This window comes from Sphingopyxis sp. BE235, assembly GCF_031457175.1.
Lineage (GTDB): Bacteria > Pseudomonadota > Alphaproteobacteria > Sphingomonadales > Sphingomonadaceae > Sphingopyxis.
The window spans coordinates 1,064,505-1,085,196 of the sequence record NZ_JAVDWC010000002.1 but is presented as its reverse complement, the minus strand read 5'-3'; the positions used below and the strand labels follow the sequence as shown (position 1 = coordinate 1,085,196).

Below are 20,692 nucleotides of genomic sequence, written 5' to 3'. Positions count from 1 at the left end.
AGCGGGCGTCCATTCAGCCGGGTGTTGCCACGGGCGTTTCGACCACGGCATTACTCGCCGGAACCTGAACCGGAACCGGCGGATTGACGATCGTCTGGAAATTGGGGCGGTCACAGCCGTCGCCATTTTTCAGTGCCGCCAATTTGGTACGGATTTTCTCCCAATTGGTCGCGCCGACCTCGGCGGGCGGACCGATCCAGAAATGGCTCAGCACGGGTTTCGGGTTAGCTTGGCCCGGCGCAATCAGTTGCCCGGCAAATCCAAGCGCGATCACGATGACACGACCCTCGTTCATCAAACCAAGGTGGACTGCGACCCCGTCGACGGGAGTGTCGCCGGCGGGCGTGTCGGGAAAGGCAAAATCGGCGTTCCCGCCGGCGAGCGTCACGGCCCGGCAGCGCGCCACCGACAGGGCGGGAATGCCGCTCATCAGGCCGGCAAATTGCGCACGGGTGGCGACAGTGCCCTTGTTTCCGATAACGGCGTCACCCAGCTTTGCCTTCAGAATATTGTCCATGTCATATATGGTGACGCCGCCGGCGACATATGCCGGCAGGGCGGTCTTGTTCGCTCCGATCACGAACTGCTGGCTGTCGCCCGCGGCTGTCATCAACGGGGCTTTGTCCTTGATCGGCTGATAGAGGTCGAAGGGTATCGAAAAGCGTTCGAGCGTATCGATGGCTTCGCGGGTCGTCAGGCATTTGATGTTGGCTATGTCGGCGGCGACCGCCGAATTGCGGGCATGGGCAAACAGGATGATGCGTGCATCGTCCGAAGAGACGCCCATGTTCGTCAACTGGATGAATGCCGGTGCGCATGCGGCGTCGAAACCCGCTGCATTCCCTGCGTTATTGCTCTGCTCAGCCAGATTCTTGAATGCACCGCCCAGTTGTTTCCAACTTTTTCCGGCGTCTTCCTTCATTCCCGCTGGAATCGTGGCATCCAATATGGATGCAAGATCGTCGGCGTCCGACAGATTTGGATATTCGCGGTTGCCCGACAGCAGGCTGCCTTGATATTCCAAGCTAAATTCGAAACTGGCATATTGGGGTGCCGCATTCCCGCCCGGCGCGGACCACGACCAGGGAAATTTCTTGGGAAGGAAGCTGGTCGCAATGTCGGAATCAGCCGGCTTGACCACAAGCGGCCGCGAGAATGTGTAAGGGTCCCCGGCCGCTGTGGCGCCGGTAAGAACCGGTTTGCTATTTCCGAACAGGCTCAGTTCGGTTTGCGAGCGGATAGAGTATTTATCGCTTTGCGTGTCGCCGAAGAACAGATTGCCGACCGGACCGAGCAGGTTGGCGAAGGCTGATATGCCGGTCCAGAAGGCGGCCTTTCGCTCTTCATTTTCGGAAACGACCACCCAGGGCCGAAATTTAATCTCGGCTGCGATTGCCTGCGGCGTGCGGTGATCGATAGCGATCCAGGGACCGGCATATCGGTCGTTCGCTTGGTCGAAATAGGAAATTTCGAAGCGGCATGCTTTCTTGCCCGATCGCTTCCAGTGGAAAAGATTGACCTCCGCGGTCATTTCCTGACCGTCTTCGGATTTTCCGAGCGGCAAGATGGCGGCCATCCCGGCCTCGTATTTCGTCTCGAACAGCGTGTGCAGAAACTTATAGTCCGGAAGCTTCTCGAAGATGCTGTTGCAATTCTGGATATCGTCGATCGAAGGCTTCTTGTGAATGATAAGCCTGTAATATCCAGCGTTTATGCTCTTCTTTTTACGAGGGATGGCCACATCGTTCTGATCCGGCCAAAGCTTCTTTTTCATTTCTTGGAAAAAGTCGGCCGCCGCTGGCGGAAGAGGGGCTGCGGCGGACGCCGTGCCTGGAAACAATATTATGGGGCCGATCGCGGCGAGCAACCATCGCCGGTGCGGATATTGGTTTGTCCGCCGATGGAATCTAGATCCTTGCTTGTGCCACATAACTGCCCCCACAGTCATTCCACTAATGGATATGGTCTAGCCGGCTAAATCTGCTCTTGTCAAAGCGATCACCAACCAATTTGGCCGGATCAAGGTGAGAGCGCGTGGTAACTATTATCCGAGCAGACTCAAAAGATCGATTGTCGTCGCGGCGGCGGCGTCCTCCTCGTCATCCTCCTCGCCTTCGAACTTGCTCAGCGTGACGCCGAGCAGGCGGATTCCTTGTTCGGTGGGGAGCAGAGGCGCCAATATCGCTTCGCCCGCGGCGAGCAGCGAATTGCCGTCGAGGATCGGCGCGGCGACAGACTTCGCCCGCGTGATCGTGCGGAAATCGGCGTAGCGCAGCTTGAGCGTCACCGTGCGGCCGCGCGCGCCCTTCTTGGCCGCGCGGTCCCAAACGACGGTGCAGACATGCGCGAGCGCCTCGCGGATTTCGGTGTCGGTGATCAGGTCGTTGAAGAAGGTCCGTTCGCCGCCGAGCGATTTCAGCGGCCGGTTCGACTTGACGCGCCGATGATCGATCCCGCGCGCGAGATTATAGAGCCATTCGGCGCTGTTGCCGAAATGTGTCGCGAGCCACATCGGGTCTTTTTCCGCGAGGTCGGCGCCCGAAAAGACGCCGAGCCCCTCCATCTTCGCCGCGGTCACCGGGCCGATGCCGTGGAAGCGGCGGATCGACAGCGTCTGGACGAAGGCGGCGCCCTTGCCGGGCGGGATGATCGTGATGCCGTCGGGTTTGTTCTGGTCCGAGGCGAGCTTGGCGATGAATTTATTATAGGACACGCCGGCCGAGGCGGTGAGGCCGGTTTCGGCGCGGATGCGCTGGCGGATCAGTTTTGCCGTCGCGGTCGCGCTGCCGAGCCCGGCCTTGTCGGCGCTGACGTCGAGATAGGCTTCGTCGAGCGACAGCGGTTCGACCTCGTCGGCATAGTCGCGGAAGATCGCGCGAATCTGGTGCGAGATGTCGCGATAGACCTCGAAGCGCGGGGGCACGAAGATCAGGCCGGGGCACTGGCGCTTTGCGGTGATGCTGGGCATTGCCGAGCGCACGCCGAACTTGCGCGCTTCATAGCTGGCGGCGGCGACGACCCCGCGCCGCGACGAACCCCCAACCGCGACGGGTAGCCCACGCAGCGCGGGATCGTCGCGCTGTTCGACCGAGGCGTAAAAGGCATCCATATCGACATGGATGATCTTGCGGACGGGGGTGTCCGCGCCGTTATCGGGGCCATGATCGTCGCCGTCTTGCACGGCGCATCTTTAACATGTTGCCATGATGTTCTCAATGGCGCGCTTGACGAACCGCTTGACGCAAAGGTGGCAAAATGGCAATCGCCGCCGACCTTGGGAATGCGGGTATAGCATAGTGGTAATGCTCTAGCCTTCCAAGCTAGCTAGGCGGGTTCGATTCCCGTTACCCGCTCCACCAAAATCCTGCATCGATGACGCGATAAATCCCGGCTTCGGCTGGCCGCCGTTCGCGCCGGTCGGGCCCCGGAACCCGCCGCAACATGCCGGCGTTATCCATCTGCCTGAACCGATGCACAGCCGGACAGAATCGCGTTGTTTGCGCGGCGTCGCTCGGCTTGGACCGGCCGGGTGGGGGGCTTTAACGATCAGGAGAATTCCTATGTCCCCGTCTCTGAAAAAATTGGCACCCGTGGTGGTTATTTTGGCCGGCTCCCTGGGTTTGGGCGGCTGTGCGACCAAAGGCTTCGTGCGCGAACAGGTCGCCGTTGTGAGCCAGCGCGTCGATGCGCTCGAAGCGCAATTGCAAGCGACCGACGCCACCGCGAAGCAGGCATTGACCGAAGCGCAGGCCGCATCGGGGCAGGCACAGAATAATGGCCAGCGCCTCGATCAGCTGAGCGGCCGCGTCGACGGCATCGAACAGCGCATGCAGGCGCAGCAGAAGCGGCCGCGCAATTGACGCCATATGGCGTCAAAAGCTGATCGACCGTGATTATCGGCGTCGTCGCCCGCGGGCGACGGCGCCCACTATTTGAGTGCATCGACCTATGATCAAAACCTTTGTGGCGCTTGCGGGATTCGCGCTGACCGTTCCGGTGTCCGCAGGATCGGCGGAGCCGGCCAGCGAGGCCGAAACCGCGGATGCTGCAATTCGCTCGGAGGCGGCGACGCGGGTCGCCGATTGGGTTGCCGCGTCCGGCGACAATGGCGGCTTGCCGTACATCATCATCGACAAGCCCGCGGCGTCGCTGTTCCTGTTCGATGCGAAGGGGAAATTCCTCGGCCGGGCACCGGTCCTGATCGGCGTTGCGCTCGGCGACGAGGCCACCCCCGGGATCGGATCGAAGGATCTTGCCGAGATTGGCCCCGCCGAGCGAACCACGCCTGCCGGGCGCTTCCTGGCGAAATTCGGGATGGCGGCGGGGCGGCAGAGGGTGCTCTGGGTCGATTATGCCACGTCGGTGGCGCTCCACCCGATCCCAAAGGGCAGCCAGAAGGAACGCCGCCGCCAGCGGATGTTGTCGCCCGGCATCGACGACAACCGCATTACATTCGGATGCATCAACGTCCCGCTGGCGCTCTACAACAAGAGCGTTCGCCCGCTTTTCCAGAAGAAGGGCGGATATGTCTATGTACTGCCCGACACCAAGCCGCTCGAGGCGGTCTTTCCGCGCCTGCACGTCCAGCCCCGCCCCGGCGCCCCGAAAGATTATCCGGCCGGCTCGACGCCGAGCAGCTCGACCGTGAACAGCAAGGTCGCGCCGCCGGGGATCGGACCCTTGCCGACGGGGCCATAGGCGAGCTGCCAGGGGATCGCGAATTCGACCTTGTCGCCGACGCCTATCAACTGCACGCCTTCCTGCCAACCGTCGATGACACGATTCAATGGAAAGCTCGTCGGTTCGCCGCGCCGCACCGAGCTGTCGAATTCGCGGCCGTCGGCAAAGGTGCCGACATAATGAACGGTGACGTTATCGGCCGGGCCGGGGTGCGCGCCGCTGCCATCGCCCGCGATCCGGCGCCAGCGCAGTCCGCTGGGCGTCACGCGCCAGCCGTCGGCGCCATGACGCTCGGCGAGTGCCGCCATCTGCTTGTTGAGATAGGCGGTGCCCTCGGTGGACGGCGTTTCGCCCTGCTGGGCGGTGGCGGACGCCGGAATGCAGCTGCCCAATGCGGCCGCCGCGAGCAGCCGGTTCAAAGACGATATGTGCATGAAAACTCCCTCGATCGTTGCACGCATAAACGCACCGCGGGCCGAATAGGCAAGAGCCTATCGGTCGGAAGGTGCGGGAGCGGCAGGAACCTTCATCGGCATCCGTCGTTTCACCTTCGTACACATCAATCAGAGACTTGATACGCGGCCACCGGCCGTTTCGTCTTTCGAAAACCCGTTTCGCGGGCTTTCGAAACCGGTGCCGTGTGTCCTGCTCTGCAATCGAAGGAGACGTCGGATGTTCAAATGGGCTTTGATCTTTGCAGTGATCGCGCTGGTCGCGGCGGTGCTCGGCTTTGGCGGCGTTGCAGGCACCGCGGCGGGGATCGCCAAGATCCTGTTCTTCGTCGGCCTTGCGCTCGTTGTCCTGTTCCTGATCCTCGGATCGGCCGCGGCGCGAAAGATCACGTAAAAAAATCGAGCGCCGCGGGAACCAAATCGAGCCTGCGGCGTTTCACTCATCTACTAGATCGAAAGAGAAGGTAGAATCTGGTTCCTGTCTTCGGACGGAACCTAGGGAGCCCCGCCGCAGAAATGCGACGGGGCTTACCTGTTTCTAGGCTGGAAATGCCGCGCGAACGCGGCGTTCGAGCACCGCGAGCGGGATGCGCCCGGCGCCCAGCACCACGTCGTGGAAACGCTTGATGTCATAGCCCCGCCGCCGCGATACTTCGTCGCGCACGCGGCTGATCGCGATCTGCCCAACCTTGTAGGCGCAGGCCTGTCCCGGATAGACGATATAGCGGTCGATCTCGGTGCGCGATGCGCTCGGCGAGTTCGACGAATTCTGGGTCATATAATCGATCGCCTGTTCGCGGCTCCACCCCATCGCATGGATGCCCGTGTCGACGACGAGGCGCGAAGCGCGAAACGCGTAAGAGGCGAGATAGCCGATCTTGCCGAGCGGATCGTCTTCATACATGCCGAGTTCGTCGGCGACCTGTTCGGCGTAGAGGCCCCAGCCTTCGCCATAGGCGGTGACCGACGCCGCCTGCCGATAGAGCGGCAGTTCGGCGTCTTCATATTTCAACGCACCCTCGAACAGATGCCCCGGCGCGCCCTCGTGATAGGCGAGGGTCGGCAGGGTGTAGCGCGGCCATTCGGCGGTATCGCGCAGGTTGATGAAAAAGATGCCGGGGCGCGAGCCATCGGGGGTTCCCGCCTGCGCCGACCCGCCCGGCGCACCGATCTCGATTTCGGGTGGGACGCGGCGGATTTCATAGGGGGCCTTGGGAATGCGGCTGAAGACCCGGGGCAGGCGCCCGCGAATCTTGACGAGCAGGCCGTTGAGATAGGCGAGCATCTCGGCGCGGCCGGTGTCGTCATTGGCGAACAACTGGCCCTCGGCCTTGCCGAGCGCGTTCAGCCGGTCGCGGATGCTGCCGTCCTTATAGCCCTGCGCTTTCAGCAGCACATCCATCCGCGATGTCAGGTCGGCGACCTGCTCGCGGCCGATGCGATGGATTTCGGCGGCGCTGAGGCTGGTCGTCGTATGCTGTGCGAGCGTCGCGGCGTAATAGGCCGCGCCATCGGGAAGGCGCGCGACGCCGGCGTCGGTGCCGGCACGCGGGAGCAACGCGGTCAGCGTGTCGATCTGGCGGGTGAGCGCGGCGCGGATCGGACCCTCGAAAACCTTCGCGGCGCTCTCGCCATATCCCGAAAGGCCCAGCGCGGCGCTGCGTTTGGCGATCGAGGCGACAAGCGTTTTGCCGCCGACGTCGCCGTCGCGGAGGCGTGCGAGTTGTTGCAGCGCCTGGTCGAGGATGAAGCGCGGTGCGACGACGCCCATTGCGGCATTCGCCTTTACGATTTCGGTGTCCGCGTCGAGCAGCGTCGGGATCGCTTGAAGCCGCGTCATATAGGCGTCGGCGTCGGCCTTGGTCTTCACGGGGTGCTGGCTGTCGAGGAAGGTGCTGACCCCCGTGTAAAATCCGCCGAGCTGGGTGACGCCATAAGGGCCGGGGCGGTGGCCGAAGCCGCCCGTATGATAGGTGAAACGGGCAAGCCGCTGGCGCGTGACGAGGTCGAATTCGGCGCTGTCATGCGCGATGCGCGCGGCATCGCCGAGCGTCTCGCCCTTGATCGCGCGCACGGCGGCAAGGTCGCTGTCGATCTGGCGCGTTCGCGCGGCACGCGCAGCGGGCGACCAGTCGGGAAATTGCGCGCGGAGGGCGGCGCGGGCGCCCGTGTCGATACCGAGCGACGTGGCGCGGGTCGGGTCGTCGCGCAGGCCTTGCTCGAATTGCGCGGAGAGCAGCGCGTCGAGGCGGGCGTCGCCGCTTTCTTTTGCGGTGGCGGGCCCCGCGACGCTGGCGACGGCGAGGCCGCCAATCCCGGCGAGGACGGTCCGTCGATCGGGCACAATATCGGTCATGCGATTCTCCCCTGTTCGTTTCGCCAAGCGTAGGAGCGCGCCGTTATCGGCGCAACATGCTGACGCAATTGCGAAACTTTTGGCCGCTGCGTCGTCAGCCGATCGGCTGACTCGTCCGCCTTTCGCGATGAACAGCCATTAAAACGCATCCATCGCCCGGAAGGTGCGTTGGTCAGTTTCGGTCGGGATACCCCCGGGTGGATGGAGAATGACATGAGCATACTCAAAAAGGCAGCAATCTCTTTTGCGGCGTTATCGGTGATCGCGGCGCCTGTTGCGGCGTCGGCGGCGGGCGTGACCCGTGCAGCTTCGGCGGCCGGAGGTGAAAACGAACTCGAAGGCAATTCGAGCTGGATCATCGGGCTTGTCGGCCTGCTCGTCGGCATCGGCGCGATCATCCTGGTCGCCGACAAGGACGACGATTCCCCCGTAAGCCCATAGGGCATATTCGCGGGAGGGCAGCCGGACCGGCTCGGGCTGCCCTCTTGCAACGCTCTATCGCTCTGCCGCGCGGCATGAACGGCCGACCTGTTCGGCCCCGCGGTGCCATTGCCAGCCGGTCGCTGATTGCGGATTGGCGGGCCGTGAGGGATGGGCGGTGGAGATTCGGCAGCGATGGCAAGGGGATATAGGGCGGCGGCTTTGGGCGTGGCGCTGCTTGGGGGATGTAGCGGTGCAGCTACAGGACATGCCGACGGCAAGACAGCCGCGGCGCAGGTCGTTCAGGAAGGGCAGGGGAAGCCCTATGCCCTGCTGGGCAGCGAGGTCTGGGACGTGCCTGACCCGGTTTCGGACCGCGTTTATCAGGTCTTCGTCAGCCTTCCGTCCTCTTATGCAAAGGATCCACAGCGCGCCTATCCGGTGCTTTACGTCACCGACGCCGATTATGCCTTTCCGGTCGTCCGGCAGATCGCGCGGCGATTGAACGTCGAGGGCCCGAAAGTGCAGGAGTTCATTCTGGTCGGATTGTCCTATGCCAAGGGCGACGATCCGGTGCAGAGCCGGCGGCGTGACTATACTCCGACCGCCGAAGGGCCGAGCGACGCGCCGGCCGACGCGGTCCACGGCGGGGGCGCGGCGTACCAGACCTATTTGCGCGATCAGGTCCTGCCTTTTGTCGCGCGCCGCTATCGAACCGATCCCCGGCAAAAGCTGTTTCTCGGCCATTCCTACGGTGCCCTTCTGGGGACACAGATATTGTTCACCGAACCCGAAATGTTCAGCGGCTATATCCTGGGAAGCCCGTCGCTTTGGTACGGCAAGCGGCATATGTTCGCGCTGGAAAAGGCCTATGCGGCGGCACACCGCGACATGCCGGCGAAAGTCTATGTCTATACCGGCGAATATGAAGCGGCGCGTGCCGCCGATCCGCGCTTCAACAAGCGCGTGGATATGGTTGGGGACAGCGATGCGCTGGTCGAAACGCTGAAACGGCGCGCCTATCCGGGGCTGCAAATCCGGGCGGACGTGCTGAATGACGAGGACCATGTGTCGGTCGCGCCGCGCGGCTTCACCAAGGGGATGACTTATCTGCTCCCGGTGCCGCTTGCGGCGAAATGAACGGCGCGCCGGTTTTGCGACAATTTGCGACAATTTTCCGTCGATCCGGCACGTCGCTGGGACAAACCGCGCCTAGAACGGCTTCATCGGGTTCCGGCTCTTTCCCGGAAGGCCCATGAAGGAGTTCGTTACGTGAACAAGAAAATCTCGCTCTTTACGCTCGCCGCCGCATTGGTGGCCGTGCCCGTTCTCGCCGCGCCCGGCGCCGACGGCAATGCCGGGCAGACGCGCGCCGACGCGCAGGCCCGGGCCACGCAGATGTTCGCCAAAATGGACGCGAACAAGGACGGCAAGCTCGACGCTACCGACCGCGCCGCGCAGCGTGCCGAGCGGCAGGCGAAAATCTTCGCCAGCCTCGACGCCGACGGCAATGGCAGCATCAGCAAGGCCGAATGGGACAAGCATGGCGCCGATCGCGCCGCCAAGCGCGCCGAACGCGGTGAAAAGCGTGCCGAAGCCGGCGAAGCCGGCGAAGGCAAGCGCCACGGCATGCGTGGCGGTCATGGCAAGCGCGGTGGCCATCACGGTATGATGATGGGCAAGGCCGACACCGACGGCGACAAGGCGATCAGCCAGGCCGAGTTCCAGACCGCCGCGCTGGCGCGCTTCGACGCCGCCGACGCGAACAAGGATGGTCAGGTCACCGCCGAGGAACGCCAGGCCCAGCGCGGCGCATGGCGCGCCAAGCGTGGTGCGGCTCCGGCGGCTCCCGCGAACCAGTAAGCATTTGGCAGGGGCCTGGCGGCAAAGCGTAGGGCCTTCCTCCCCTCCCGGCATTGCCTTTGTTGCCGGTCCCTGTCAGCTATCGCCCATCGGCCCCCGCGGCCGGTGGGCGAACTAGCATTTCTTTTGACGGAAACCCGATGACCGATAGCGACACGCCCCGCATCCTGCTGATCGACGACGAACCGTCGATCCGCGAGCCGCTGGGCGAATATCTGACCGCGCAGGGCTTTGCGGTGACCGACGTCGCGAGCGCCGCCGAGGCACGATCGGTGCTGCGCGCGCAGGGCGTCGATCTGGTCGTCAGCGACATCATGATGCCCGGCGAGGACGGCCTGTCGCTGACCCGCCATTTGCGCGAGACGAGCAGCATTCCCGTCATCCTGCTGACCGCGCGCGCCGAGGATACCGAACGGATCATCGGGCTGGAGATCGGCGCCGACGATTATGTCGTCAAACCCTTCAACCCGCGCGAACTTGTCGCGCGCATCCGTACCGTATTGCGCCGGACGCAGCAGGGCGGGCGCGCACTCGATCCGGGCGGGACCTATTATGCCTTTGGCGACTGGGTGCTGCGCGAAGTCGAGCGCGTGCTGGTCGATGGCGAAGGCAATGAGGTCGCGCTGTCGTCGGGCGAATATCATCTGCTCCACGCGCTGGTGCGCCATCCGCGGCAGGTGATGAGCCGCGACCGCCTGCTCGACATGGTGCGTGGGCGCGAGGCCGATATTTTCGACCGCGCGATCGACAATCTGGTCAGCCGGCTGCGCAAGAAGATCGAGGTCGATGCCGCGCATCCGCAGATCGTCAAGACGGTGTGGGGCGGGGGCTATACGCTGGCGTGCGAGGTCAAGCGGATGGGCCCGGCGGCGTGAAACTGCGGTTGTGGCCCAAAAGCCTTGTCGGCCAGCTCGTTTTTGCGGTCGCGGTGATGCTGTTCGTCGCGCAGGCGATCAATTTCGTGCTGCTGTCGCGCGGGATGCGGCAGCAGACGCTGGCGCACGGCGGCGGCATGGCCGTCGCGCGGATCATCGATGCGATCGAGCGCGACCGGCGTGGTGACTTCAGGCCGCCCCGCAACGAACGCGAGCGGCACGAGGCGCGCGAGCGTGCGCAGAAACTCGTGATCTCCGATCATCTCCCGCCGATGCCCGTCGGCGCCGTCCGGGTGCCCGACCTTGCGGCTTATGTCGAAGGCCTGCTCGGCGAGACCAATGTGCCTGCCGCCATGGTCGACGCGTGGGCGCTCCCGCCGCGCGAGCGGCAGCGGCTGCGCCGGCCCGCCTTTCCCGACCGGGCCGTCATCGTCGTCGCGAAGGTCGACGGGCGCTATTTTGCGGTGCGCACGCGGATCGCGGCGGGGGGCAATCGGCTGCAGGGTTTCCTCGTCTGGCAGACGCTGTCGCTCTATCTGTTGCTGCTGGTTCCGATCATGCTGATCGCGTGGCGCGCGGCGCGGCCGCTGCGCGACCTGACGCGCGCGGCGCGCGCCAATCCGGCGCTGCGCGATGCCGAGCCGCTCGAGGAAGAGGGGCCGTCGGATGTGCGCGAGCTGATCGGCGCGTTCAACGCCTATCGCGGCCGTATTTCGACGATGCTGTCGGACAAAGACCGGATGCTTGGCGCCGTCGGCCACGATTTGCGCACCCCGCTCGCCAGCCTGCGCGTGCGCGTCGAGCAGGTCGAGGACGAGACGCTGCGCGACAAGATGATCGCGAGCATCGAGGAAATGACCGCGATGCTGAGCGACATTTTGGCGCTGGCGCGGTCGGGCGCGGGAACCGAGGCGCGCGAGCGTATCCCGCTGCGCGAATTGATCGGCGAACTCGCGGCCGATTATCAGGAGCGCGGCAAGGATGTCGAAATCGGCGATATTGCCGACGCCGCCGTGCTGGCGCGGCCGATGCTGCTCAAGCGCGCGCTGCGCAATCTTGCCGACAATGCCATTGCCTATGGCTCGCGGGCGCGGTTGTCGGTTGTGACCGACGGCGGGCAGGCGCAGATTATCGTATCGGACGACGGTCCCGGTCTGACCGGCGAGCAGATCAAGACGCTGATCGAGCCCTTCGCGCGCGGCGAGCAATCGCGCAACCGCGCGACCGGCGGCGCCGGGCTGGGGCTGTCGATCGCGCGCGATATCGCCGAGGGCGAGGGCGGGGCGCTGGCGCTATCGAACCGTGCCGGGGGCGGGCTCGATGCGGTGATTACGCTGCCGGCCGTTTAACCGTCATCCCAGCGAAAGCTGGGATCTCTATCGTCCGGGCGGGCCGCCCGAGATCCCAGCTTTCGCTGGGATGACGAATGATCAAGCGTAGATCGCGATCGCCTGACTGCCGCTGAGGATCGGTTCGCCGGCGCGGTTCCACAGCATCATGTCCTGCACCGACAGGCCGTGGCGCGCATAGCCGGTCTTCGCCGACAGCAGCCACCAGCCGTCGTCGGTTTCGGGCGTGCCGGTGAGCATGTTGACCGTCCAGTTCATCGAACTGATCGGCCCGAATTCGCTGAACAGCGCCATCGCGGCGGGGGGCAGGGCGTCGCCCATCGCGAGCAGCGCGACCGCGGGATGGCACGCGGGCTCCTCGACGAAGCGAACCCAGGTCAGATATTCGCCGACATCGCTTTTCCACCCGAAGCGCGGGCCGGTGGTGGGGCGCATGTCGAAATGGCGGGTGAAAGACGGGCGCGCGTGATGATCGGGCACGGGCGCCAGCGTCTCGGGGTCGGGCGCGTCGGGCACCGACAGGCGATCATGGTCGAGGTGGCTCTTGCGGTCGCCTGAAAAGGCGAAGACCGCAGCGGTGCCGAAGCCCTGATCGCTCGACACGCCGGCGTCGATGAACAGCGAAGATTTCGACTGGCGCAGCACGCGCGTTTCGACGGTGCAATCGCCGCCGACGGGGCCAACGAAGCTGATCTGCGCGTAACGCAGCGGCGTTTCGGTGGGATGGAGCGCCATCGTGCCCGCGAGTGCGACCGCCGAGCTGATCCCGCCATAGGCGGTGCGCCCCTGCATCCATCCTTCGTCGATATGCGCCTTCGCCACGCCCTCTTCGGTGCGCAGCGTCGAGAGCAGCGCGTCGAGCGCGCTGGGAGAGGTCGTCATTGGTCTCTTAATCCTCGATCTGGAAAGTCAGGCCGGCATTGGCAGTCAGCCGCTCGATCAGCGCGTCGCCGAGCAGTGCGCCCGGGGTCCAGACGCCGCCTTTGCCTTTGTTCGCAAGCAGCGCGATGCCCGTTTCGGCGAGCATCTTCGACGTCGAGCCATAGCCCGGGTCGCGGTCGCCCTGAACGCTCGCGCGCACGGTGGTGCCGTCGGGATATTCGCCGATGAAGAGGATGTCGTAAAAGCCGTTCTCGCGCGCTTCCTTGCTCGGGCCTTCGCCGGGCTGGAGCGTCGACTCGCCAAAGGGATTCGCCTTCGCCATCGCTTCGGCCATCGCCTTTCCGGCGTCGCCGATCGTCGTCATCACCATCTCGTCGTACACAAGGTCTTCGCCCCACTTATGGCCGAGCAGGAAGTTGGTGCGGTGGACATTCTTGGTGTTGATCGGCGCCATCACGAAGGGGGCGGTCCAGGTGCCCGTCGCGCTGTCATATTCGGGGATCAGCCCGGTCGGCTGCGACGGGCCTTCGAAACCGGGGGTCAGCGCAAAGCTCGACTTGAGCAGCAGTGCGAGCGAGGGCTTTTTCGCGATCGCCTTCAGCGTTTCGGTAAGGCTCGCGATCGTGCCGCCCGACGCGCCGCCCGCCATCTTGCGGACGCGGCCCTTGACGCGCGGTGCGGGCTTGCCGTGGCGTTTGATCGCTTCGGCCTGCAGGAAGTGGACGCCGAGGTCGAACGGGATGCTATCGAAGCCGCAGCTGAAGGTGATGCGCGCGCCCGATTCCTTGGCCGCGGCTTCATGCTCGTCGATCATCTCGCGCATCCAGCCGGGTTCACCGCAAAGGTCGGCATAGGCGGTGCCCGCCTTGACGCATGCGGCGGCGAGCTCGCTCCCGTAAAGCTGGTACGGGCCGACCGTGGTCAGGATAACCTCGGCGCGCGCCGCCATCGCATCGAGACTCGCCGGATCGCTTGCATCGGCGACGACGAGCGGGGTGTCCTTGGGCGCGCCGATCAGATCGCGGACCTCGGCAAGCTTGTCGGCGCTGCGCCCCGCCATCGCCCATTTCGGCGCGTCCTTGCGGCCCGCATAATGGGCGGCAAGATACTCGGCGACGAGGCGCCCGGTGAAGCCGGTCGCGCCATAGACGATGATGTCGAACTCGCGGGTCCCCGCCATGGCCATTCTCCCTTTACGTAAACGTTAAGTGGAGGCTAGCGCAGGCGGGGAAGCTTGCCAAGCGCGAAGGTCTAGCGGCGCCAGAAGGGGCGTTTTTCCACCGCGACGGGCGTGCCGATCGCCTCGGCGCGGCCCTCGGCGCGTGCGGCGCGGAGCTCGGCTTCGCTCGCATGCTGCTCGGCCCGATGCGTGGCAAGCTCGTCGCGGCGGCGCTGGCGCAGCGCGTCGTAACTCCAGCGTGTGTGGCCATAGCCAAAGAGACAGAGCAGGCCGCCCGCGATCGCCAGATTCTTCATCGCCGCCATCGCCTGCACCGGGTCGGTGAACTCGCGGTGGAAGAAGAGGATCGTGGCGAGAACAAAGCCCGCGAGCAGGATCGACACGAGGCGCACGGCGATACCGAGCGCGATGCAGATGCCCGCGATGAGTTCGAAGAGGCCGACCGGAATGGCGAGTCCGCCGGGCAGGCCCGAGGTCGCGATCATCGCGGTGGTGTCGGACACATGGATCAGCTTGTTGATCCCCGACACGATAAAAATCAGGGCAATGAACAGGCGGCCGATGAAGACGGCGATCATGGACATGGGCATTCCTTCCCTAGCGCGCCCCGTCCGCTTGTGCAGACAGGACGCTTGGGAGGGCGATGGGTTCCGGCCTAGCGCGGGGTGAAGATCAGTTCGGCGACCTCGCAGTCGCTGCAATCGATGGCGCGGAGGGTGGCCGCGCCGGGCCCGGCGGGCAGGTCGACGTCGGCGAGCTTGACGACCTGCCATGCGGTGCCCGCGGGGATGGCGACGCCGCGTTCGTCGATGCCGATGCGGCCGCCCTTGGCCGAGCGCACGCGCGCGGTGACGGTCCAGCGGCCTGCCTTCGCGACGTTTGCGCTGTAGCGCATAAACTCTCCGGTGACGAAATCGCTGACATAGGGCGCGCCGCCCGCGTCGCGTGCGATGTCGACGCCGTCGTTGCGATAGGTCGTGCCATTGTTCCACGGCGTCCGCTCGCCGCCGGTCGCGACATGATAATTGGCGTCGACGCTGTCGTGATAGGCGACGCCCGGCGGGCCGAGGTCGTAATCGGCGGAGGCGATGGTCAGCGGTTTTGTGCCCAAGGTGCGCTTCGCGAAGGGCCGAGAACTCGCATCGCGCGGCTGGCGGAACATCGCGTCGATGACGTCGGGCTTCGGGATATTCTTCTCGTAGCGTGTGTTTTCGGCGAGCTGCATCATCGCGGCGAAGGCTGCATCGGCTTCGGGTTTCGGTCCCTTGCCGGTCATCCAGGCTACGATGTGCATCCAGCCGTCGCCCGCGACGATCTCGAGCGGCTGGTTGAAGCCGATTTTCTTGAGCGGCCAGAAATTCCAGCCGATCCCGTCGCCTTCGACGAGCGCGATCGCGTCGCGATACCAGCCATTGCTGTTCTCGCCCGACTCGCCGAGCCAGATCGGGCGGTTATAGCTGGTGCGCAGCGCCTTGATTTCGGCGATGCTCGCTTCGTCGTTGCGATTCCAATATTTATGAAAGCTCAGCACCATATTGGCGTCCCACGCGGGCGGCAGACCCTTGTAATTATTGCCCCAGCAATTGCCCTCGATGATCACGATATGCCGCTTGTCGACCTTGCGGATCGCCGCGGTGATCCGCTGCTGCAGGCTCCAGACCGCCTTGTTTTCGGTCTCGTCGCAGCCGTTGCCCTTGCCGGGCGTCGCGAAGCTCCAATTGGGCTCGTTGATCAGGTCATAGGCGCCGATCCACGGCTCATCCTTGTAGCGCGCGGCGAGCTTGGTCCACAGCATCACGGTCTTGCGCTGGTTTTCCTCGCTCTGCCAGAGCGACGGCGTGGTCGGGTCGCGGTCGGAGATGGCGAGGTCGTTGCCCTGACCGCCGGGCGCGGCGTGGAGATCGAGGATCAGGTAGATGCCGTTCGCCTTGCTCCACGCGAGCAGGCGGTCGATGCGCTGGAAACCCTCCTCGTGCCATGTGTCCTCACCGGCATTGGGTTCCTTGTCGGCGGGCAAGGTGAGCTGGTCGAAATGGATCGGCAGCCGCACCGAGTTGAAGCCCCATTTCGCCATCGCGGCGATGTCGGCCTCGGTCGTGTGATTGTCGAGCCATGCGCGGTAGAAGGCCGCGGTGCGCTCTTCGCCAACGAGTTCGACAAGTTTCGCGCGAATTTTGTGCTGCTGTCCGACCTCGCCGAGTTTCAGCATATAGCCTTCCTGCAGCATCCAGCCGCCGAGTCCCATGCCGCGCAGGATGACGGGTTTGCCCGATCCATCGACGATCTGCGTTCCTTCGACCTTCAGAAAGCCTTCGGCGTGCGCGGTGGTCGAGGAAAGCGATGCGGCGAGCGCGAGAGCGACGGTGCGGAAGTTCATGACCTCATCCCCATGTTCTGATTTATGGGAACGTTATCAATTTTCGTCGGAAGAGCAAGCGCGACGCCCCATTTCTCCCCTCTCTCCGTCATCCCGGCGAAGGCCGGGATCTCGACCTATCGTTATAACGCACCGGCGGGATCCCGGCCTTCGCCGGGATGACGGAAATGTGAAGGAGCGCTGCTTATAGCTTGGGCAGCGTGACGCCCTTTTGCCCCATATATTTGCCCGCGCGGTCGGCGTAGCTCGTCTCGCACGGCTCATTGCCCTGCAGGAACAAGAACTGGCACGCGCCTTCATTCGCGTAGATTTTGGCGGGCAGGGGGGTGGTGTTCGAAAATTCGAGCGTCACATGGCCTTCCCAGCCGGGCTCGAGCGGGGTGACGTTCACGATGATGCCGCAGCGCGCATAGGTCGACTTGCCAAGGCAGATGACGAGGATGTCGCGCGGGATGCGGAAATATTCGACCGTGCGCGCGAGTGCAAAGCTGTTCGGCGGAATGATGCAGACGTCGGTTTCGCGGTCGACGAAATTCTTCGGATCGAAATCCTTGGGGTCGACGGTGGTCGAATCGATATTGGTGAAGATCTTGAACTCGGGCGCGACGCGCGCGTCATAGCCGTAGGAGGAGAGGCCGTAGCTGATACAGCCGTCGCGGCGCTGCGCCTCGACAAACGGTTCGATCATGCCCTGCGTCTGGGCGGCTTCGCGAATCCAGCGGTCGGAAAGAATGGCCATGGTGTCTCTTGTCGGTCCTGTAAGGGTTGCGCAAGCGGTCAGTCGATGAGGCCAAGATCCTTGGGACCAAAGGCGGCCGGCAGCAATTGGCTGAGGCGGTAGGTCATGACCTCCTTGCCGTCGCCCGAGGCGCAATGGACGAGGATGTCGGTCTTCGACCGCTCAGCGGCTTCGTTGAGGATCTGGCGGCAGCGGCCGCACGGATTGACCGGGTCGGTGCCCAGCAATTCGTCGCCATGAGGGCGCCCGCCGACGATCGCGACCTCGGCGAGTTCGCCGATCCAGCCCTCGTTGACGATTTTCGCCACCGCCACGGTTTCGGCGCAGAGGGTGAGGCCATAGCTGGCGTTCTCGACATTGGCACCGGTGACGACATCGCCATTTTTGAGCAGCAGCGCCGCGCCGACGTGGAAGCCCGAATAGGGCGCGTAGGCGCGGCTCGCGGCGTCGCGCGCGGCGTCGATCAGGGCATCACGGTCCTCGGTCATCGCATCTCTCCTTGCGGGCGCAGCGCGTTCCAGCCGACGGTGCCTTCGGCGCCCGACAGGCGCACATAATCATTCGCCTGCCACATCGCCCAGGGGTGCGCGCCATAATCGGGTTCGAAGAAATCGCGGCGCAGCCAGATGGTGCGTGCGATACCCTGCGTTACCTTGTAGTCGCTCTCGAACGCCGGGCCGGGGGCGATCACGCTCTGCTTGCCCATATGCGCCTCGATCTGTGCCAGAAAGGTCGCGAGTTCGGACAAGAGCAGCGCGCGCGTCGGCCGGTCGGGGCAGCGGTCGTCATAATCGAGCCAGACGACCGCGGGCAGCGCGTCGGCGCGGCGCGGCACGTGGCGGATGAAATTCGCGGCCTGGTCGGTCGCGAGCTGGCAGAGGCTGTAACGGTGGATCGCGCCCGCCTGCACGCCGGCTTCGCGCGCGCCCGTCATGTTGCGCGCGAACTTCGGGTCGACCGCGGCCGAACCGTCGGTTCCCATGACATAGGCAAAATCGGCGCCCGCGGCCTTGATCGACCCCCAACGGACATCGCCGTTGCCCGCGTCGATCGTGACGCCCTGCGTCGGATAGAGGGTGCGGTCGGGGGTCCAGCGCGCGGCCCACCAGAGCGCAAGGCCGGCCGCGAGGAGCAGCAAAACGATCGCGGCGCCGATCCGGCGCAGCAGGCGCGCCGCCGCGGCGCGCCACGCGCCGGCGATCTGTGCCGCCTTTCCGCCCCTGATTGCCCCCGTCGCCATCGTCAGCCCTTGATGTGCAGCACGCAGATCAGCGTGAACAATCGTCGCGCCGTGTCGAAATCGACCGCGATCTTGCCGTCGAGCCGGTCCATCAGCATCTCGGCCGCCTCGTTATGCAGGCCGCGCCGCGCCATGTCGACGGTCTCGATCTGCTGCGCGGTCGAGGTCTTGATTGCCTGATAATAGCTGTCGCAGATCGCGAAATAGTCGCGGATCGGCCGGCGGAAACGCCCGAGCCCGAGGATGATCGCCTCGAGCGGCGAGCCATCTTCGCGTGAGATTTCAAAGATCAACCGGCCGTCCTCGACACGCAGCATCAAGCGGTAAGGGCCGGCATAGCCATCCGCATGGCCGCGCTGCGGCACGAATTTATTGTCTTCGATCAGGTCGAAGATCGCGACGCGGCGCTCCTGCTCGACATCGGGGTTGCGCCAGACGATCGACCCCTCGTCGAGTTCGACCGAAATGATCCGTTGTTTCGAGGGGTCTGCGTGGCTCATGCTGTCCGTGCTTCTACTTGGCCGGGGGCGAAGGGCAAGGGGGCGACTTGGCGCGACGCATCAATTCCGTTCGTGTCGAGCGAAGTCGAGACACCCATCGGCACCACGCCTAGCCCGAGGGGCATCTCGACTTCGCTCGATGCGAACGGGTTTGAAACTTATCCCCAGATGGCTCCACGGCCGTGCGGATCAGCGAGGTCAATCGGGTTGCACCTCTTGCGCGAACATCGCATGGTAAATCCATGCCAGAGATTGCCTTGTTTCCTACCCCCGCCCCGGCCGGTGACGCGCGCCAGATGCCGCGTAATATCGAGGCCGAGGCCGCGTTTCTCGGCGCAATCCTGATCGACAACCGAGTCGTCGAGGATCTGCCCGTCGCGCTCAACCCCGAGCATTTCTTCGAACCGCTCCACGGCCGCATTTTCCAGCAGACGATGGCGCTGATCGAGCGCAACAGCATCGCGACCCCGGTAACGCTCAAGCCCTATTTCGAGGCCGACGAGGCGATGAAGGCGGTCGGCGGGGTCGGTTACCTCGCGCAGCTCACCGGCAGCGGCGCGGGCCTGATCGGCGCGCGCGACTTTGCGCGGCAGATTTTCGACCTCGCGCTGCTGCGTGAATTAGCGGGCGTCGGGCGCACGCTGGTCGACAATGCGCTCGACACCAGCGAGCGCGTCGATCCGCAGGCGCAGATCGAGGAGGCCGAAACCGCGCTCTACCGCGTCGCGGGGGGCGAGGCCGAGATGGGATCGGTCAAAAGCTTCAACCAGGCGAGCCTTACCGCGTTGCAGGCGGCCGAGCGCGCGCTCAATTCGGGCGGCCATTTGTCGGGGATCACGACCGGCATCGGCAGCATGAACGCCAAGATCGGCGGCATGCACAATAGTGACTTGATGATCCTTGCCGGACGTCCGGGCATGGGCAAGACGTCGCTCGCGACCAATATCGCGTATAACGCCGCCGAGCGTTTCCGCCGCGATGAGGATGACGGGATCCCGCCCGAGAAGAATATGGGCGCAAAGGTCGCTTTCTTCAGCCTCGAAATGTCGGCCGACCAGCTCGCGACGCGCGTGCTTGCCGAACAATCGGGGGTGTCGGGCGAGGCGCTGCGTATGGGCAAGATCAGCAAGGAGCAGTTCCAGCAACTGAGCCGCGCGGCGCAGCAACTTCAGACCTTGCCGCTGTTCATCGACGATACGCCCGGCCTGACGATCGCGGGCCTGCGCACGCGCGCGCGGCGCCTCCAGCGGCGCCACGGCATTGGCTTCGTCATCGTCGACTATCTCCAGCTGCTCCAGGGTTCGTCGAAGAGCGGCGACAATCGCGTGCAGGAAATTTCGGAAATTTCGCGTGGTTTGAAGACGTTGGCGAAGGAACTCCATGTGCCGGTGATGGCGCTGTCGCAGCTCAGCCGTGCGGTCGAAAGCCGCGAGGACAAGCGCCCGCAGCTGTCCGACCTTCGTGAATCGGGCTCGATCGAACAGGACGCCGACATGGTGCTCTTCGTGTTCCGCGAGGATTATTATGTCGCGGCGAAGGAGCCCAAGCGCCCGGTCGAGGGCGACGATGTGAAGATCCACGCGCAGCATGAGGAATGGGCGGCCGAAATGGAGCGTGTCTTCGGCCTTGCCGAAGTGATCGTCGCGAAATCGCGCCACGGCTCGACGGGCAAGATCCGCATGCACTTCGAGGCGAAGACGACTAAGTTCAGCGACCTCGCCGACGACAGCATGGCGTTCGAGGATTATGAATAATTAGCGGTGCCCTGCGAACGCAGGG

The 20,692-nt window shown here is 64.5% G+C and carries 21 protein-coding genes and 1 tRNA gene; 10 read left to right on the top strand and 12 right to left on the bottom strand.

Annotated features, from left to right (window positions below; translation table 11 throughout):
• Nucleotides 1-13: 13 nt before the first annotated feature.
• Both J2X38_RS12350 and dinB read right to left on the bottom strand, forming a co-directional pair.
• Nucleotides 14-1,867: a hypothetical protein gene (locus J2X38_RS12350; RefSeq protein WP_310254446.1), complete on the bottom strand. Its 1,854-nt coding sequence runs from the start codon at nucleotides 1,865-1,867 to the stop codon at nucleotides 14-16.
• Nucleotides 1,868-2,044: 177 nt separating this feature from the next.
• The gene (gene dinB, locus J2X38_RS12345) at nucleotides 2,045-3,181 is read right to left on the bottom strand and encodes a DNA polymerase IV (RefSeq protein WP_058536299.1); all 1,137 of its coding nucleotides are present in this window, start codon (nucleotides 3,179-3,181) and stop codon (nucleotides 2,045-2,047) included.
• A gap of 101 nt (nucleotides 3,182-3,282) precedes the next feature.
• On the opposite strand from dinB, the gene J2X38_RS12340 reads away from it, so the two are divergent.
• From J2X38_RS12340 to J2X38_RS12330, 3 genes are all read left to right on the top strand, one after another.
• A tRNA-Gly gene (locus tag J2X38_RS12340) sits at nucleotides 3,283-3,356 on the top strand.
• 204 nt (nucleotides 3,357-3,560) lie between these two features.
• Entirely contained in the window at nucleotides 3,561-3,860 is a 300-nt protein-coding gene (locus J2X38_RS12335) for a hypothetical protein (protein WP_037514816.1), read from the top strand.
• Nucleotides 3,861-3,948: 88 nt separating this feature from the next.
• On the top strand, nucleotides 3,949-4,698 hold the full coding sequence (locus J2X38_RS12330; RefSeq protein ID WP_310254442.1) for a hypothetical protein: 750 nt from the start codon (nucleotides 3,949-3,951) through the stop codon (nucleotides 4,696-4,698).
• Here the strand turns inward: J2X38_RS12330 and J2X38_RS12325 are convergent.
• Nucleotides 4,611-5,114, bottom strand: coding sequence for an FKBP-type peptidyl-prolyl cis-trans isomerase (locus J2X38_RS12325; protein ID WP_310254440.1), 504 nt, complete (start codon nucleotides 5,112-5,114; stop codon nucleotides 4,611-4,613). The two genes, J2X38_RS12330 and J2X38_RS12325, sit on opposite strands and share 88 nt — an antisense overlap.
• 238 nt (nucleotides 5,115-5,352) lie before the next feature.
• Here J2X38_RS12325 and J2X38_RS12320 point away from each other — a divergent pair, with 238 nt between their 5' ends.
• On the top strand, nucleotides 5,353-5,526 hold the full coding sequence (locus J2X38_RS12320) for a DUF1328 domain-containing protein (protein WP_037514818.1): 174 nt from the start codon (nucleotides 5,353-5,355) through the stop codon (nucleotides 5,524-5,526).
• 144 nt (nucleotides 5,527-5,670) lie between these two features.
• Here the strand turns inward: J2X38_RS12320 and J2X38_RS12315 are convergent, their stop codons facing one another.
• On the bottom strand, nucleotides 5,671-7,488 hold the full coding sequence (locus J2X38_RS12315; RefSeq protein ID WP_310254437.1) for a DUF885 family protein: 1,818 nt from the start codon (nucleotides 7,486-7,488) through the stop codon (nucleotides 5,671-5,673).
• Nucleotides 7,489-7,701: 213 nt separating this feature from the next.
• Here J2X38_RS12315 and J2X38_RS12310 point away from each other — a divergent pair, with 213 nt between their 5' ends.
• The 5 genes from J2X38_RS12310 (at nucleotide 7,702) to J2X38_RS12290 (ending at nucleotide 11,995) form a co-directional block, all read left to right on the top strand.
• Nucleotides 7,702-7,929, top strand: a complete 228-nt coding sequence (locus J2X38_RS12310) for a hypothetical protein (RefSeq protein ID WP_310254435.1) — start codon at nucleotides 7,702-7,704, stop codon at nucleotides 7,927-7,929.
• A gap of 174 nt (nucleotides 7,930-8,103) precedes the next feature.
• A complete protein-coding gene (locus tag J2X38_RS12305) occupies nucleotides 8,104-9,048 on the top strand; it encodes an alpha/beta hydrolase-fold protein (protein ID WP_310254433.1) in 945 nt (314 codons plus the stop codon).
• A gap of 132 nt (nucleotides 9,049-9,180) precedes the next feature.
• Entirely contained in the window at nucleotides 9,181-9,771 is a 591-nt protein-coding gene (locus tag J2X38_RS12300; protein ID WP_310254431.1) for a hypothetical protein, read from the top strand.
• Nucleotides 9,772-9,911: 140 nt separating this feature from the next.
• On the top strand, nucleotides 9,912-10,646 hold the full coding sequence (locus tag J2X38_RS12295; protein WP_056369508.1) for a response regulator: 735 nt from the start codon (nucleotides 9,912-9,914) through the stop codon (nucleotides 10,644-10,646).
• Complete coding sequence (locus J2X38_RS12290) at nucleotides 10,643-11,995, top strand: ATP-binding protein (protein ID WP_082639289.1); 1,353 nt, start codon at nucleotides 10,643-10,645, stop codon at nucleotides 11,993-11,995. The genes J2X38_RS12295 and J2X38_RS12290 overlap by 4 nt, the downstream gene beginning before the upstream one ends.
• 81 nt (nucleotides 11,996-12,076) lie before the next feature.
• Here the strand turns inward: J2X38_RS12290 and J2X38_RS12285 are convergent, their stop codons facing one another.
• From J2X38_RS12285 to J2X38_RS12250, 8 genes are all read right to left on the bottom strand, one after another.
• Nucleotides 12,077-12,877, bottom strand: coding sequence for a thioesterase family protein (locus J2X38_RS12285; RefSeq protein ID WP_310254428.1), 801 nt, complete (start codon nucleotides 12,875-12,877; stop codon nucleotides 12,077-12,079).
• A 7-nt stretch (nucleotides 12,878-12,884) separates the two neighbouring features.
• On the bottom strand, nucleotides 12,885-14,057 hold the full coding sequence (locus tag J2X38_RS12280) for a saccharopine dehydrogenase NADP-binding domain-containing protein (RefSeq protein ID WP_310254426.1): 1,173 nt from the start codon (nucleotides 14,055-14,057) through the stop codon (nucleotides 12,885-12,887).
• 71 nt (nucleotides 14,058-14,128) lie between these two features.
• The gene (locus J2X38_RS12275) at nucleotides 14,129-14,641 is read right to left on the bottom strand and encodes a DoxX family protein (RefSeq protein WP_058800991.1); all 513 of its coding nucleotides are present in this window, start codon (nucleotides 14,639-14,641) and stop codon (nucleotides 14,129-14,131) included.
• Between the two features lie 71 nt (nucleotides 14,642-14,712).
• Nucleotides 14,713-16,434: a cellulase family glycosylhydrolase gene (locus J2X38_RS12270; RefSeq protein WP_310254423.1), complete on the bottom strand. Its 1,722-nt coding sequence runs from the start codon at nucleotides 16,432-16,434 to the stop codon at nucleotides 14,713-14,715.
• 184 nt (nucleotides 16,435-16,618) lie between these two features.
• Complete coding sequence (gene dcd, locus J2X38_RS12265; protein WP_058536307.1) at nucleotides 16,619-17,173, bottom strand: dCTP deaminase; 555 nt, start codon at nucleotides 17,171-17,173, stop codon at nucleotides 16,619-16,621.
• A gap of 38 nt (nucleotides 17,174-17,211) precedes the next feature.
• Nucleotides 17,212-17,661, bottom strand: a complete 450-nt coding sequence (locus J2X38_RS12260) for a cytidine deaminase (RefSeq protein WP_058536308.1) — start codon at nucleotides 17,659-17,661, stop codon at nucleotides 17,212-17,214.
• Complete coding sequence (locus J2X38_RS12255) at nucleotides 17,658-18,413, bottom strand: GH25 family lysozyme (RefSeq protein ID WP_310254420.1); 756 nt, start codon at nucleotides 18,411-18,413, stop codon at nucleotides 17,658-17,660. The genes J2X38_RS12260 and J2X38_RS12255 overlap by 4 nt, the downstream gene beginning before the upstream one ends.
• Before the next feature lie 2 nt (nucleotides 18,414-18,415).
• Nucleotides 18,416-18,913 carry a UPF0262 family protein gene (locus tag J2X38_RS12250; protein ID WP_058536310.1) on the bottom strand — a complete coding sequence of 166 codons (498 nt, stop codon included), beginning with the start codon at nucleotides 18,911-18,913 and terminating at the stop codon, nucleotides 18,416-18,418.
• A gap of 242 nt (nucleotides 18,914-19,155) precedes the next feature.
• Here J2X38_RS12250 and J2X38_RS12245 point away from each other — a divergent pair, with 242 nt between their 5' ends.
• Entirely contained in the window at nucleotides 19,156-20,667 is a 1,512-nt protein-coding gene (locus tag J2X38_RS12245) for a replicative DNA helicase (protein WP_058536311.1), read from the top strand.
• The last annotated feature ends 25 nt before the right edge of the window (nucleotides 20,668-20,692 follow it).